This is a genomic window from Bacteroides sp. 1_1_14 (genome assembly GCF_000162515.1).
Taxonomy (GTDB): domain Bacteria; phylum Bacteroidota; class Bacteroidia; order Bacteroidales; family Bacteroidaceae; genus Bacteroides; species Bacteroides thetaiotaomicron.
In genome coordinates this window covers 294,984-311,714 of record NZ_GG774703.1, presented here as the reverse complement: position 1 = coordinate 311,714, position 16,731 = coordinate 294,984, and the positions used below count along the sequence as shown (strand labels likewise).

At 44.3% G+C, this 16,731-nt stretch carries 8 protein-coding genes; 6 read left to right on the top strand and 2 right to left on the bottom strand.

The window, feature by feature from the left end:
- The first annotated feature begins 124 nt into the window (after positions 1–124).
- Genes HMPREF9007_RS19660 through galB form a run of 3 tightly spaced genes read left to right on the top strand, consistent with a single transcriptional unit; the run spans position 125 to position 5,367 of the window.
- Positions 125–1,837, top strand: coding sequence for a DUF5114 domain-containing protein (locus tag HMPREF9007_RS19660; protein WP_008760384.1), 1,713 nt, complete (start codon positions 125–127; stop codon positions 1,835–1,837).
- Positions 1,838–1,847: 10 nt separating this feature from the next.
- On the top strand, positions 1,848–2,909 hold the full coding sequence (locus tag HMPREF9007_RS19665; RefSeq protein WP_032850138.1) for a glycosyl hydrolase 53 family protein: 1,062 nt from the start codon (positions 1,848–1,850) through the stop codon (positions 2,907–2,909).
- 10 nt (positions 2,910–2,919) lie between these two features.
- Positions 2,920–5,367: a beta-galactosidase GalB gene (gene galB, locus HMPREF9007_RS19670; RefSeq protein ID WP_008760382.1), complete on the top strand. Its 2,448-nt coding sequence runs from the start codon at positions 2,920–2,922 to the stop codon at positions 5,365–5,367.
- Between the two features lie 559 nt (positions 5,368–5,926).
- Here galB and HMPREF9007_RS19675 read toward each other — a convergent pair.
- Together HMPREF9007_RS19675 and HMPREF9007_RS19680 are read right to left on the bottom strand one after the other, a co-directional pair.
- Positions 5,927–6,613, bottom strand: coding sequence for a TrkA family potassium uptake protein (locus HMPREF9007_RS19675; protein ID WP_008760381.1), 687 nt, complete (start codon positions 6,611–6,613; stop codon positions 5,927–5,929).
- Between the two features lie 4 nt (positions 6,614–6,617).
- Positions 6,618–8,447: a potassium transporter TrkG gene (locus HMPREF9007_RS19680; RefSeq protein ID WP_008760380.1), complete on the bottom strand. Its 1,830-nt coding sequence runs from the start codon at positions 8,445–8,447 to the stop codon at positions 6,618–6,620.
- Between the two features lie 146 nt (positions 8,448–8,593).
- On the opposite strand from HMPREF9007_RS19680, the gene HMPREF9007_RS19685 reads away from it, so the two are divergent.
- The 3 genes from HMPREF9007_RS19685 to hepC all read left to right on the top strand — a co-directional run bounded on the left by HMPREF9007_RS19685 (position 8,594) and on the right by hepC (position 16,730).
- Positions 8,594–9,964 (top strand): TrpB-like pyridoxal phosphate-dependent enzyme, encoded by a 1,371-nt coding sequence (locus tag HMPREF9007_RS19685; RefSeq protein WP_008760379.1) that lies wholly within the window; start codon positions 8,594–8,596, stop codon positions 9,962–9,964.
- Positions 9,965–10,134: 170 nt separating this feature from the next.
- A complete protein-coding gene (locus HMPREF9007_RS19690) occupies positions 10,135–14,196 on the top strand; it encodes a two-component regulator propeller domain-containing protein (protein WP_008760378.1) in 4,062 nt (1,353 codons plus the stop codon).
- 425 nt (positions 14,197–14,621) lie between these two features.
- The gene (hepC, locus tag HMPREF9007_RS19695) at positions 14,622–16,730 is read left to right on the top strand and encodes a heparin-sulfate lyase HepC (protein ID WP_008760377.1); all 2,109 of its coding nucleotides are present in this window, start codon (positions 14,622–14,624) and stop codon (positions 16,728–16,730) included.
- Position 16,731 lies beyond the last annotated feature (1 nt).

Here is a 16,731-nt window from a genome sequence, read left to right as displayed (position 1 = left end):
AATGGAAAGGGGGCGTTCTTGACGGCCGTGCCGTGAACAAAAAATATAATATTTATCCCATTCCTGATACAGATCTTACAGCCAATCCTAATCTACATAATCCACTCTATTAAAAAGATACGATATGAAAGTTTTTAGTACAATAGTTAAATTGATATTATTGTCAGCTGTTATGACAGTAGCTACCACCTCCTGTGATAGCGATATTGATCCGGTTTACGTCTTGTCCGGAGACTCTATGGAATTGATGGGGGGCCCGAATGAAGTTATTCTTACGCCAGACAATCCGCAGGCTTTGGCATTGACAGTTTATTGGAGTGGCGACGGACGTTTGGCGCTTAGTGATACACTTTTGCAAGCTCCGGTGAATGTTGCGGAAATAACGATTCAGTTCTCAAAAGATGAACACTTTACTGCTCCGTTAAATATTGCGGTGGATAAGAATATCCATTCCCGTCAATTTCTTTGCGAGGAGCTTAATTCTCTGCTTGATCGTTTAGGTTATGAGGCCAATGAGAAGGCTCCGTTATGGATTCGGATGCGTTCGGCATTGGCAGCCAACATCGCTCCCGAATACTCTAATGTCATGGAGGTTCTGGTCCAGTCTTATCGCATTGAGCTTGTCTTGGCTCAAGTGCTTGACAAGGACTGGAAGAACACATCTATGATGCTTGCCTCTCCTGCTGAAGATGGCATTTATAAAGGTTTTATGGGCGTCAACGGATGGGAAAACTGGTGGCTTCGCGAAGCCAATAATGTAATATGGGGTAATCTTGGTGAAGAAGGAAAGACATTTTATGCTTCATCGGAAGACAGTCACTGGAACTTTTGGTTCCCGAATCCGTCAGGATGCTATTACACTACCGTAAACACGGTTGAAGGATGGTGGAGTGCACTGCATGTTGCCAGTCTGTCAGTTAGTGGAGATGTAACGGGCGAAATGGCTTACAACAAGCAGAGCAATCAATGGACACTGCCGGTAAATCTGGCAACACAATCTACCCTGACCATTTCCGTATCAGGAAAGGGTAGCCTGTACAACCGGGAAACAACCGATATAGGACCTGCTATTGAGCAAACTGTCGCATTTGGCGGCAATTCGCAAAACCTCTTGTTCGGTGAGAGTGCAGATAATATTTCTGTAACTATGCCCGCCGGAGAAAATCTCCTGGTTCTTGATTTATCCAATCCTCTTCAATTTACCATCGGCATCGGAGAAGACGTTCCGCAGCCGGAAGTCTCTCAGTATCTGTACTTCTCCGGCATAACCAATTGGGAAGGTTTTGACGATTACCTCACTTTATACGATGAAGCCGGACTTTGCTATGGTGGTGCACATTGGATAGATTCTGAATGGGGATATCGTGCATATACTGAACAAGCATGGGAGCCCGCCTATAATGCAGCCGATGGCTCTACCGACTTGTCCGGCACATTGATCCTTGCAGAGTCTAAAGACAACATTCCCGCACCGGCACAAGGGCTGTATGTTATGGATTTCAACATGAAGTCATTGACCTATGAACTGACTCAAGTGCAGACTGTGACATTTACCGGACTTAACGATAATTGGTCTGAATCCCCCATGACACAGTCTGCAGAAAATCCAGAGATATTTACAGCCGAGTTCATTAAAGAAAAGAAAAGTCCTTGGGGAGTAAAAGTGCTGATAAATAACAGCTGGAACCTTTTCTTCGGCGGTGGTTCCGGCATTCTGCACCTGAAGCATTCTGAATCCTCAGCAGGATTTGACGGAGACGATGAACTCGAAATAGGCAAAACCTATGTCCTTACCGTTGATTTGGGACACCAAACTTATTTTTACTCACTTAAATAAATCAGTTTCAATGAAAATAGCAAGCATATTATCAATAGTAGCACTCATTGCTTCAATGGCTACAAACGGGTGTAGTGAAGATGGCCCGGTTACAAATCCTCGTCAAGAAGAACCGCAAAAGGTTGTAAAAGAAGAAGGCTTTGCACGTGGTGCAGACGTAAGTTGGCTGACTCAAATGGAAGCGGAAGGACTCAAGTTCTACACGCCGGACGAGAATCGCCAAGAGATGGAGTGTATGGAACTCTTGCGTGATTATTGCGGAGTCAACTCTATCCGTCTTCGTGTATGGGTTAACCCGAAAGACGGCTGGAACAACATGAATGACGTAATAGTGAAAGCAAAACGTGCCGAGCGTCTGGGATTACGTACGATGATCGACTTCCATTTTTCTGATACCTGGGCCGACCCCGGACATCAGGAAATGCCGGAGGCGTGGAAAGAGCTTTCATTTGATGATCTCAAAATTGCTCTCGGCGAACATGTGAAATCAGTTCTTACCGCGTTAAAAGCGGTTGGGGTTACACCGGAATGGGTACAGGTAGGTAATGAAACAACTCCCGGCATGATGCTTCCTGTGGGGTCTGTTGATAATCCCGAACAACTGACTGCACTCAACAATGCGGGATATGATGCCGTGAAAGCTATATGTCCCGACGCCAAAGTCATTGTCCACCTGGACGCGGGAAACGACCAATGGGTATACAACCGCATGTTCGACATTCTTCAAGCCAATGGAGGTAAATACGACATGATAGGCATGTCGCTCTATCCATATTGGGCAGAGCAGGAAGGCAAAACCGGTGGTTGGCTGAAAGTAGCCGATGACTGTATTGCCAATATCAAGCATGTCAAGCAGAAATACAACAAACCTGTCATGATTTGCGAGATAGGTATGCCTTATGATCAGGCAGAGGCCTGCAAACAACTCATTGCAAAAATGATGCAAGCCGATGTGGAAGGTATCTTCTATTGGGAGCCACAAGCCCCGAATGGCTATAATGACGGTTATAACCTAGGCTGTTTCGATAATAATGCGCCTACAATTGCACTAGATGCTTTTAAAATCCAATAAAAAAGTGAGAATGAACATGAAACACCAGAAACAGTTGTTTACTGTACTTTTGATGAGCGCAGCCTGTATGCTACAGGCACAGCGCAGCGAGACGCTGCTCGAAAAGAACTGGAAATTCAGTAAAGGAGATTTTCCGGAAGCTGCGCAGACTGACTACAATGATACTAAATGGGAATCGGTCGTTATCCCGCATGACTGGGCCATCTTCGGACCTTTCGACATGAACAACGACCTGCAAAACGTAGCAGTCACACAGAACTTTGAGAAGAAGGCATCACTGAAAACCGGACGTACCGGAGGACTGCCTTATGTCGGAACCGGATGGTATCGCACCAGCTTCGACGTTCCCGCCGATAAAGAAGTCACTCTCCTGTTCGACGGAGCAATGAGTGAAGCGCGTGTATACGTCAACGGACAGGAGGCTTGCTTCTGGCCCTTCGGCTACAACTCTTTCCATTGCAACGTCACCCCTTTCCTGAATAAAGACGGAAAGAACAATACACTGGCGGTACGCCTCGAAAACCGCCCCCAGTCTTCACGCTGGTATCCGGGAGCAGGTCTGTACCGCAACGTCCACTTGATCGTGACGGAAAAAGTACACATTCCGGTATGGGGCACGCAGATTACTACCCCGCATGTCAGTGATGAATTTGCCGCCGTACGCCTGCAAACCAAGATAGAGAATGCCGGCGAAAAGACAGAAATCCGTATAGAGACAGAAATCCTGTCACCGGATGGAAAGGTAGTGACCCGCAAAGAAAACAAAGGCCGCATCAATCACGGGCAGCCGTTTGAACAAAACTTCATCGTCAACGCGCCTCAACTCTGGTCGCCGGAAAGCCCCGCTCTTTACAAGGCTGTATCGAAAGTGTACGCAGACAACCAACTGGTAGATACATACTCTACCCGCTTCGGTATCCGCAGCATTGAATACATTGCCGACAAAGGTTTCTACCTGAACGGAAAACACCGCAAATTCCAAGGTGTATGCAACCACCATGACTTAGGTCCACTGGGTGCGGCCATCAACGTAGCGGCACTTCGCCACCAGCTCACACTCTTAAAGGATATGGGATGCGACGCCATTCGTACTTCCCATAATATGCCGGCTCCCGAACTCGTGGAATTGTGCGACGAAATGGGATTCATGATGATGATCGAACCGTTCGACGAATGGGACATCGCCAAGTGTGAAAACGGATATCACCGTTACTTCAACGAATGGGCAGAACGCGATATGGTGAATATGCTGCACAACTATCGTAACAATCCCTGTGTAGTGATGTGGAGTATCGGTAATGAAGTCCCCACGCAATGCAGCCCTGTAGGATATAAAGTAGCCAAGTTCCTGCAAGATATCTGCCACCGTGAAGACCCTACCCGCCCCGTTACCTGCGGCATGGACCAGGTGACTTGTGTTCTAGCCAACGGATTTGCTGCCATGATCGATATCCCCGGTCTGAACTACCGCGCCAATCGCTATCAGGAGGCGTATGACAAACTTCCGCAAAATCTTATTCTGGGTAGTGAAACTGCGTCCACCGTCAGCTCACGCGGTGTCTACAAGTTTCCCGTAAAAGATAAGAAAAGTGCCCAGTACGATGATCATCAATGTTCTTCTTATGACGTAGAGGCATGTTCATGGTCCAACATCCCCGATGAGGACTTCGCTTTGGCGGACGATCATCACTGGACCATCGGACAGTTTGTATGGACCGGCTTCGATTATCTGGGTGAGCCTTCCCCTTATGATACTGATGCCTGGCCCAATCATAGTTCCATGTTCGGTATTATCGACCTTGCCAGTCTCCCCAAAGACCGCTATTACTTGTATCGCAGCATATGGAATAAGGAAGCGGAAACACTGCATATCCTGCCGCATTGGACATGGCCGGGACGCGAAGGTGAAGTAACTCCGGTATTTGTTTACACCAACTACCCTGCTGCCGAACTGTTTATCAACGGAAAAAGCTACGGTAAACAAAGCAAGAACAACAGTTCACTGAAAAGCCGCTACCGTCTGATGTGGATGGATGCCATATATGAACCGGGTGAAGTGAAAGTAGTAGCCTACGATAAAGACGGAAAAGCAGTAGCAGAAAAGAGTGTACGCACCGCAGGCAAGCCTCATCACATCGAACTGGTCAGCAACCGGAACGAACTGACGGCAGACGGCAAAGACCTCGCTTATGTGACAGTGAAAGTGGTGGACAAAGACGGCAACCTCTGCCCTGCCGACAGTCGTCTGATCAACTTCTCCGTCAAAGGTGCCGGAAAATACCGTGCCGGAGCCAACGGTGACCCCACGAGTCTCGACCTGTTCCATCTTCCGAAGATGCACGCTTTCAACGGAATGCTTACAGCTATCGTACAAACAAATGAAACAGCCGGAGAAATTATTCTGACTGCCAAAGCCGGCGGAGTGAAAGCAGGAAGTATCCGTCTTCTGACGAAATAATCGGTCTACATAAAGAAATATATTTGAAAAACTGCTGTCACCTGTCACCAAACGAGTGATAATAGTCTGATAATTAAATCATAAGACCGTGACAGCAACGTGTGACAGCAGTGTGATGGCAAGTATTGCCGTCACACTGCTGTTTCACGTTGCTGTTTCATCTTAGCTCCCTCCTGCACTTCTACTGATATCAAGCCAAGTTCGTTTCCCTATTTGAAACTATAGTTCCCATTGCTTGAAACTCTAGTTTCTATTGCTTGAAACTTTGGTTTCATACGCTCGAAACTTTTGGTTTCAAGCCTTTGGAACTATGGTTTCTTACTGATGAAACTACAGTTTCAAGCAGTGGAAACTAATTAAGCTACAACGAGTGGCAGTAGCGTGACGGCAAATTCTGCCATCACACTGCTGTCACTCGTTGCTGTCACCACATTTATATCTCAAAATCAATCTGTTAACTCTAAAACAGTGACAGGTGACAGATAATATTTGTTTTTATTTATATAGGATGAAGAAAATATAGATGCTACTGATTCGCATTATTCAGTGTTATATTTCATTAAATAGCTTTCCAGAATGACTGGAAATCACGGTATTTACCATAGCATACCAGTTCATCTCCTTCTTCCACCTTCTCATCTCCGGGCAACTCATTCTTGACATGACGCTCCATCAAAGAAATGCCCAGGCAATTAGTGACTTTGTTCGCACGCTTCAGTGCGATCAGTTTCAGATGAAACTCTTCATCCATATTCAGCTCATTCACAAAGTATCCTACAAACTTCTTCGGAACAGTAAACTTCACGACATAATAATCCTGATCAATACGGAACGCTTCCATCGTCGCCCCAAAGTCGAGCAACTGCACCAGGCTACGGGCAGCATCCTCTTCCGGTGTCAGAATCTTCTCCAGACTAAACGCTTCAAGCACTGCCTTGTGCACCGCATCAATGGCACGGGCAAAAATACGAGGCACCTTTTTCTGCTTCAACAACGCGACAACACGTACCGATGCTCCAAAATTCTCGCCAATCGCCACAACAACAATATCTACGCTATTCAAAGGCAGCACCGACAACGACTGTTCGTCCGTAGCGTCTATGACAAAAGCAGTGGCAACCTTATCTTTGATTGAGTCGACACGGCTTTCGCTGATGTCCGCTCCAATGATCTCATGCCCCAATGCCGATAATTCCTCGGCAAGTACATGCCCGTAATTTCCTAGACCAATAATAATATACTTCATGATGTTAGTTTATGATGATGTTATCACTCGGATAACGGTATTTTGTATTCTTTTTCTGCTTGACGATGCCCAGCATCAACGTAATCAGACCGACACGTCCGATAAACATCAGCAACGATACCAGCAATTTACTGGCATCGCACAATTGAGGCGTCAGATTCAGGCTCGATCCTACCGTACTAAGGGCGGAAACACATTCAAAGGTCAGTGCCAGCAAAGAGGCTTTCGGTTCGAGTATGCTCAATATGAAGATGAAGAGAAACAATACGCCCAGCGACATGACGACCGTCGCATTGGAACGCCGGATAGAGTCATGAGACAATTCCCTGCCGAAGACCTCCACCCGCTCACTTCCCCGCAATACGGCTACAAGGTTCAACACTACCACTGCAAAAGCATTCACTTTGACACCGCCTGCCGTAGACTGCGAACCGCCGCCGACCCACATCAGGAAGAGATAAACCAACAGCGTCTGCACGCTCAATGATGCCAGATCGACACTGCTAAACCCAGCCGTTCGCGGACAGGTCGCATTAAAGAATGCTTGCGTCCATTTATCGGCCACAGACATACCGGCAAAAGAGGCATTCCACTCAAAAGCAGCAATGGCCAGTGTACCGATCAGCAAAAGCAGGAAAGTCATGATCAATACGATTTTCGTATTCAGATTGTAGAGGTGCTGCATCTTATGTCTTTCCAGTTTGCGGGTACGCACAAACGTCCAAAAATGGCGCAAATGGTATAATACGATATCTTTGAAATTAACCAGAATCGGAAAGCCGATACCGCCCAAGATAATCAGTAAAGAGACGGAGATGAACAGCCAGTTGTGGTTGGTCATCACCATCGAATTTCCTAAATTGCCTGAAAGTGTGGAGAAACCCGCATTACAGAAAGCCGAAATGGAATGGAAGGCGGCAAAAGCCAGTTCCTCTTCCAGATTCATCCCAAGCGTATCGTGAATGCTGAACCAGATGGACACCATGCCAATGCCTTCGATGACCAATGTAAATCCAAGGATATATAGTAGTGTGGACAGTAACGACCCCAACGAATTGGAACTGACCATATCACGGACAACGAGCTGATTGTAAATGGAAGTATTTCCCATAAAGAACATGGCGAAGAAACTGGTTAATGTCATCACTCCCAGTCCGCCGATCTGAATGAGCAGGATAATGACTACAAGTCCGCTGGTGGTGAAAGTGGTGGATACGTCTACCGGCACCAAGCCCGTCACACAGACGGCACTGGTGGCTGTAAACAGAGAATCGACCCAAGTGATGCCATTGACCGTACATCGTGGAAGCATCAGCAATCCCGTCCCGATCAGAATAATAGCCATAAAGCTGACAGCCAGTATCAAAGACGGATTCGTACGGCGTCCTAAAAGACGCACCAAGCCATTGGACAGGTTCAGCAGAGAAAAAACCAACAATAATATTAAATGATAAAACTTCCCGTGAAGGAATTCCCAGACTTGCAGAATCGCTCCCTCTTCTTCCGGACGATGGAAGATGACGGGAACCAAAGTTAGGTAAAGCAATACGCTCAATATCCATGCCAGCCTTCGATATTGCTTTTTCGTATTCCGGTATTCCAGCGAAATATGCAGGGTGACATCAATTAAAAAGATAATCCATACGGCTTTATACAAGATCTGTATCTGCTGTACCTCGACCGGGGACAATGGAAAACCATGTTCGTAAACCACTCCGACAATCAACAACAGAGATGCCAGATAAGTGAGTGCTTCTACCAACCCCAGCAAGATACGTACATAGGGCTTGAGAAGCTTATTCTGATATAACAGAAATTTATGATAAATCTTCATATCACATTTTTTTTATTGTCGTATTTGCTATGCCGTGCAAACTTAACTAAAATAACAATCGAATTCGATTCTTTGTTGACAAAATTACACGAATATTAAAAATTTTGCCTACTTTTGGCAGCAGAAAACTAATAAACCACAATAACATGAGTGACAAAAGAAAACGGTATATCCTACCGGAAGAAGAAATTCCACATTACTGGTACAACATTCAGGCTGATATGGTGAACAAGCCAATGCCGCCGTTGCACCCGGGAACAAAACAGCCGCTGAAAGCGGAAGATCTGTATCCAATCTTTGCCAAAGAACTGTGTCATCAGGAGCTTAACCAGACTGACGCATGGATCGAAATACCGGAAGATGTACGCGAAATGTATAAATATTATCGCAGTACGCCGCTTGTACGCGCTTACGGACTGGAAAAAGCACTCGGAACTCCGGCACATATCTATTTCAAGAACGAAAGTGTCAGCCCGATCGGTTCTCATAAACTGAACTCTGCGCTGGCTCAGGCATATTATTGCAAAGAAGAAGGCGTCACGAACGTTACTACCGAAACCGGTGCGGGCCAATGGGGAGCCGCCCTTTCTTATGCTGCCAAAGTTTTTGGTCTCGAAGCCGCAGTTTATCAGGTAAAGATCAGCTACGAACAAAAACCTTACCGCCGCAGCATTATGCAGACTTTCGGCGCGCAGGTCACTCCTTCTCCGTCTATGTCTACCCGTGCGGGAAAAGATATCCTGACGGCTCACCCCACCTATCAGGGTTCTCTGGGTACAGCCATCTCGGAAGCTATCGAACTTGCACAAATGACTCCCAACTGTAAATACACTCTTGGTTCGGTACTCAGCCACGTTACTCTCCACCAGACCATCATCGGTCTGGAAGCTGAAAAGCAAATGGAAATGGCGGGCGAATATCCGGACGTAGTAATCGGTTGTTTCGGAGGCGGTTCCAACTTCGGAGGTATCTCTTTCCCATTCATGCGTCACAACATCCTGGAAGGAAAGAAAACGCGTTTCGTTGCTGCCGAACCTGCTTCGTGCCCGAAGCTGACCCGCGGTAAATTCCAATATGACTTCGGTGATGAAGCCGGATATACTCCGCTGCTCCCGATGTTTACATTAGGACACAACTTCGCTCCTGCCCATATCCATGCAGGCGGTCTTCGCTATCACGGTGCAGGCGTCATCGTCTCCCAATTGCTGAAAGACAATCTGATGGAAGCGGTAGATATCCAGCAACTGGAATCTTTCGAAGCCGGCTGTCTGTTCGCACAGGCGGAAGGTATTATTCCGGCACCGGAATCCAGCCACGCGATTGCTGCCGCTATACGCGAAGCAAAGGCGTGCAAGGAAACAGGAGAAGAGAAAGTGATTCTGTTCAACCTGTCCGGACACGGTCTGATCGATATGGCATCTTATGACAAATATCTGGCAGGCGATTTAGTGAACTACGCACTGACTGACGAAGATATTCAGAAGAATCTGGATGAAATAGGAGACTTATCCAAGTAAGCCCCGGTTTCTGAACCGAATTCTGTAAGCATAAAAGCCCGGTATGATGCCGGGCTTATTTATTATCTCTACGAAACTATCCAAAAGAATACAGTCTTTTGTACTTTATTCATGGGGTATTTAAAGGAAATTATTATCTTTGGCGTCATTATTAATCTCGTGAACTAATAATGAGCAAGCTTAAGAAGATAGTAATCTACTTGTTTTTCCTATGCTTAGGAATGCATTCCGCCTTTTCTGAAACTCCGGAACAAATCACATTTTCCTATATTTCCATCAATGAGGGACTATCACAAAGTACGGTGTTCTCCATCGATCAGGATAAAAGGGGCAATATGTGGTTTGCCACTTATGACGGAGTTAACAAATACGACGGATATGCATTTACGGTTTATCAGCATAATGAGGATGACCCGAACAGTATCGCCAACGACATCTCCCGTATTGTAAAAACAGACAGTCAGGGACGGGTATGGATTGGTACACGTGATGGTTTGTCCCGTTATGATGAGGAAAAAGACATATTCCAGAACTTCTTCTATGAAAAGAATGGGAAACATTTGCAAGTTAACGGTATCGAAGAGATTTCACCGGAACAGTTACTTATCAGTACTCCGGAAGGGCTGATTATGTTCGATATCAAAGAATCCAAATTTATAGATGATTCTTTCAGCACAGCGATGCATAAGACAATCGCCTCCACTCTTTACAGACAGGGTGACCAAATTTATATCGGAACTTCGACCGACGGACTCTATACTTACTCTATTACTCAGAAAACTTTTGAAAAAGTAATCCCCATTTTAGGGACTAAACAGATTCAGGCTATTCTTCAGCAATCCCCTACCCGCATCTGGGTGGCAACCGAAGGAGCCGGACTGTTCCTGATTAATCCGAAAACGAAGGAAATAAAGAATTATCTGCATTCTCCTTCCAACCCGAAGAGTATCAGTTCCAATTACATCCGCTCACTGGCAATGGATTCACAAAATCGTTTATGGATCGGAACTTTCAACGACTTGAATATTTATCATGAAGGTACTGATTCTTTTGCCTCGTACAGCAGTAACCCCGTAGAAAACGGCAGTCTGTCACAACGTTCGGTGCGCAGTATCTTTATGGATTCTCAGGGCGGTATGTGGCTGGGAACTTATTTCGGTGGTCTGAACTATTATCACCCTATCCGGAACCGCTTCAAGAATATCCGCAATATTCCTTATAAAAACTCGTTAAGCGACAATGTAGTAAGCTGTATTGTCGAAGATAAAGACAAAAACCTGTGGATAGGAACGAATGACGGAGGATTGAATCTTTATAATCCGATTACACAGCGATTTACATCTTATACACTGCAAGAGGATGAAAGTGCAAGAGGCATCGGTTCCAACAATATCAAGGCGGTATATGTAGACGAAAAGAAATCTTTGGTATATATAGGTACTCATGCCGGCGGACTGAGTATCCTTCACCGCAACAGCGGTCAGGTAGAAAACTTTAACCAACGCAACAGCCAGCTGGTGAATGAAAATGTCTATGCCATCCTTCCCGACGGAGAAGGGAATCTCTGGTTGGGAACACTCAGTGCACTGGTTCGTTTTAATCCGGAACAACGAAGTTTTACTACGATTGAAAAAGAGAAAGATGGCACTCCGGTCGTCTCCAAACAAATCACGACACTATTCCGCGACTCCCATAAACGCTTATGGATCGGTGGAGAAGAGGGACTATCAGTCTTTAAACAAGAAGGTCTGGATATACAAAAAGCATCCATACTTCCGGTTTCCAACGTCACGAAGCTCTTTACGAACTGTATTTACGAGGCTTCCAACGGAATCATCTGGGTAGGTACACGCGAAGGATTTTATTGTTTCAATGAAAAAGACAAGCAGATCAAACGGTATAACACGACCAACGGTCTGCCGAATAACGTAGTATACGGTATTTTGGAAGATTCCTTCGGAAGACTCTGGTTAAGTACCAACCGGGGGATTTCCTGCTTTAATCCGGAAACGGAAAAATTCCGTAACTTTACAGAATCGGACGGGTTGCAAAGCAATCAGTTCAATACCGCTTCTTATTGTCGTACGTCTGTGGGACAAATGTATTTTGGCGGTATCAACGGAATCACGACTTTCCGTCCGGAATTATTGCTCGACAATCCTTATACGCCTCCGGTGGTTATCACCAAACTGCAACTGTTCAATAAGGTAGTCCGCCCGGATGATGAGACCGGTATTCTGACCAAGAACATCAGTGAAACGAAAAGTATCACACTGAAATCCTGGCAAACTGCTTTTTCCATTGAGTTCGTGGTATCCAATTATATCTCAGGACAACATAATACTTTCGCCTATAAGCTGGAAGGTTATGATAAGGAATGGTATTATCTGACGGACAGCCGCACCGTCTCCTACTCTAACCTGCCACAGGGAACCTATCAGTTCCTTGTCAAAGCAGCCAACAGCGATGGCAAATGGAATCCTATCCCTACAGCATTGGAGATTATCGTTCTGCCAATCTGGTATAAGACCTGGTGGGCACTACTCATCTTCTTCGCAACCTTCGCAGGTTTCATCACTTTTGTTTTCCGCTTCTTCTGGATGCGCAAAAGTATGGAAGCCCAGCTTGAAATAGAACGCAGAGACAAAGAGCATCAGGAAGAAATCAATCAGATGAAGATGCGTTTCTTCATCAACATCTCGCATGAACTTCGTACACCTTTGACGCTGATTCTGACTCCCCTGCAAGAGATCATTAACAAAATCAGCGACCGATGGACACGTAACCAACTGGAATATATCCAACGGAATGCAAACCGCCTGCTGCATCTGGTCAACCAATTGATGGACTACCGCCGTGCTGAACTCGGAGTGTTCGAACTAAAAGCGAAAAAAGGAAACGCTCATCAACTGATACAGGACAACTTCCTTTTCTACGATAAACTGGCACGCCACAAAAAGATTACTTATACTCTACACTCTGAACTGGAAGACAAAGAAGTTCTTTTTGATGCCAACTATCTGGAACTGATAGTAAACAACCTCCTTTCCAATGCCTTTAAATATACGGAAAGCGGGCAAAGCATTACCGTAACTCTGAAAGAGGAGAACGGCTGGCTATTGTTACAAGTCAGCGATACAGGCATAGGTATCCCTATCAACAAACAGGGAAAGATATTCGAACGTTTCTATCAGATAGAAAGTGAACACGTAGGAAGTGGTATCGGACTTTCGTTAGTACAACGTCTGATAGAACTTCATCATGGGCGTATCGAACTGGACAGCGAAGAAAACAAAGGCAGTACATTCTCTGTCTATCTGCCACAGGATCTGTCGGTTTACAAACCTTCCGAGTTAGCTTCCAATAACGAACAGAATGAAGAAGAGCAAGTGTATTCTACCAATTCGAAAGCAATGTATTTCATCGACACGGAGAAAGTGGAAAACGAATCTGTGGAATCCGGTGATAAGAAGCGCGGAACAATTCTGATCGTAGAAGATAATAATGAAATCCGCCGTTACCTGAGTAACGGACTGGCGGATTTGTTCAACACACTGGAAGCCGGGAACGGTGAAGAAGCACTGGAAAAACTGAAAGACAACGAAGTGGATGTGATTGTCACCGACGTCATGATGCCGGTTATGGATGGTATCAAGCTATGCAAGAACGTGAAACAAAATATCCGGACTTGCCATATCCCGGTTATTATTCTCTCCGCAAAGACCGATATCAAAGATCAGATGGAAGGTCTGCAAATGGGTGCGGATGACTATATCCCCAAACCATTCTCTCTTGCCATCCTGACAACCAAGATACAGAACATGATGCGTACACGCAGACGGATGCTCGATAAGTACGCCAAATCATTGGAAGTAGAACCTGAGAAAATCACATTCAATGCAATGGATGAAGCCTTGCTGAAACGTGCCATGGCGATTGTGGAAAAGAATATGGATAACATCGAATTCTCTACCGACGAATTCGCCAGAGAAATGAACATGAGCCGTTCTAATCTGCATCTGAAACTAAAAGCAATTACCGGGGAATCAACCATTGACTTTATCCGTAAGATTCGTTTCAATGAAGCAGCCAAGCTACTGAAAGACGGACGATATACGGTAGCGGAAGTCAGTACTATGGTAGGATTCAATACACCGTCATATTTTGCCACCAGTTTCAAGAAGTACTTCGGATGCTTACCTACGGAGTATATCAAGAAATCAAAAGGATAGTAGTGAGACATACAGTATAGAGTCTTTTATAGCAATCGTGTTTTTTGTCTTTTTCCGAAAGAAAAATGCACCTGCCTTGTACCATATACCACATTTGGTATCGCACTATTATACCTCAAAACACGTTTTTTTCTTCTTTTATTGAATGATGACGGATTTTAAAATCATCCATCCAAACAACCTAAATTGTACAGAACCTATTCCATATCATATTACAATGTCATAACATTATGACACATAAAAAACTAGGATACAGGAGATAAACAGCTTTTTTAAACAAAAACAACATATGTCTCAACAAATTTGATATCAAAAAAATCATTTTTGAACAAAGTATGAACAACCTAAATTAAAGAATCTAATTAATGAGGTTACATTTGCAACAGTAAAATAACACTTTTAATAATTATAAAACCTAATAAAGTATGAAGAACATCTTCTTTATTTGCTTTTGTGCGCTATTCGCATTTAGTGGATGCGCAGACGATGATGATGATCTATTAACCGGAGGGAATGTAGATATAGATCTGCTTCCTGATGCCAAACCAAACGATGTTGTTGATCCTCAAGTATTCGAGGCTATCAACCTCAACTACCCCGGTCTGGAAAAAGTTAAAGAATTCTACGAGGCAGGCGAACATTATTATGCAGCCAATGCTTTATTGGAATACTATAGAACGAGAACCAATGTTACAAATCCGAACTTATCTTTAATTAATGTGACGATCTCAGAAGCAGAGCAGGCAAAAGCTGATTATGCACTGGTAGATTATCGCTTTCATGTTAACAACTTCTATGAAGATAAGGAAACCCTGAAACCCTATTCAGTAAAACAAGACGGAGGTATAAACTGGGAGTATTCACCGAAAGATGCATCTGATGAATATCAGAAACAACTTCATCGCCATCAGTGGTTCATCCCCCAAGCCAAAGCTTACCGTGTAAGTGGAGATGAGAAATACATTCAATCATGGATTGAGGTATATAAGAATTGGATAGAAAACAATCCGAAGCCTACAACAGGACCTAATACTACCTCATGGTGGCAGTTACAGGTATCTACCCGTATCGGTGACCAAGTACAATTGCTTGAATACTTCAAGAACTCTGTTAATTTTACTCCGGAATGGCTTTCTACATTCTTGGTAGAATTTGCAGAACAAGCAGACTTTCTCGTAGATTATCCGTATGAATCAGGAGGTAACATACTTATATCACAAGCGAATGCATTGGCTACTGCCGGAACGTTAATGCCGGAATTTAAGAATGCGGAGAAATGGATGAATACAGGATATCAGATACTTAGCGAAGAAGTACAAAATCAAATTATGAGTGACGGATGGCACAAGGAAATGTCGCTCCACTATCATATCGGTATCGTTGCGGATTTCTACGAGGCAATGAAATTAGCAGAGGCAAACCAACTCTCCAGTAAATTGCCGTCAGATTTTACAGAACCACTGCGTAAAGCAGCAGAAGTAGTGATGTACTTCACATATCCTAATTACTTTATCAAGGGTTCCGATAATGTGGTCCCAATGTTCAACGACTCATGGAGCCGGACACGTAATGTCCTTAAAAATACGAACTTTAAGCAATATGTGGAAATGTTCCCGGATAGTGAAGAATTGAAATATATGCAAACTGCCGGAAATGGTGGAACAGCACAGGGACGTACCCCCAATAATGATATGAAGCTATTCGACCAGGCAGGATATTATGTATTACGAAATGGTTGGACACCGGCTTCTACAGTCATGATTTTAAGCAATAACAAGAGTAATGATGCTTCTAATTCACTTAGTGCTTATAGTCATAACCAGCCAGATAATGGAACTTTCGAACTTTACCATAACGGACGAAATTTTTTCCCTGATTCAGGTGTGTGTACTTATTATACCAGCGGTGGAGACAATGACTTACGTTACTGGTTCCGTGGTATCGATAAACACAATACTTTATCAATCGGAAAACAGAATATCAAAAAGGCAGCAGGCAAACTGTTGAAATCAGAGGAAGGAGCGACTGAATTAGTTGTATTTGAGAATCAAGGATATGATAACTTAAAGCACCGTCGTGCAGTCTTTTACGTAAACAAAAAATTCTTTGTATTAGTAGATGAAGGTATTGGAAATGCAGAAGGTACTATTAATCTAAGTTTCAATCTTTGCGAAGGCACTGCCAGCGAAGTTGTTATGGATACAGATAAAAATGGAGTCCATACAGCATTCAGCAATAATAATAACATTATAGTCCGCACTTTTGCCAATAAAGCAGTAACCTGTTCTCCATTCACGGGGCGTATAGCCTATCTCGTAGACGGGGCTTACAACACACGTCAATCTTATACCATCGATATGAATAAGAGTGCTGATGAAACCGCACGTTACATTACAGTTATTCTTCCAGTCAATGGAAGTACTGATACGTCCAGTATCTCAGCCAAATTCATAGATAGCGGATATTCCGAAAACAGCGCTTCTGTAGAAGTAAGTGTGAATGGAGAGACACATACATTATCTTATACCTTATAAA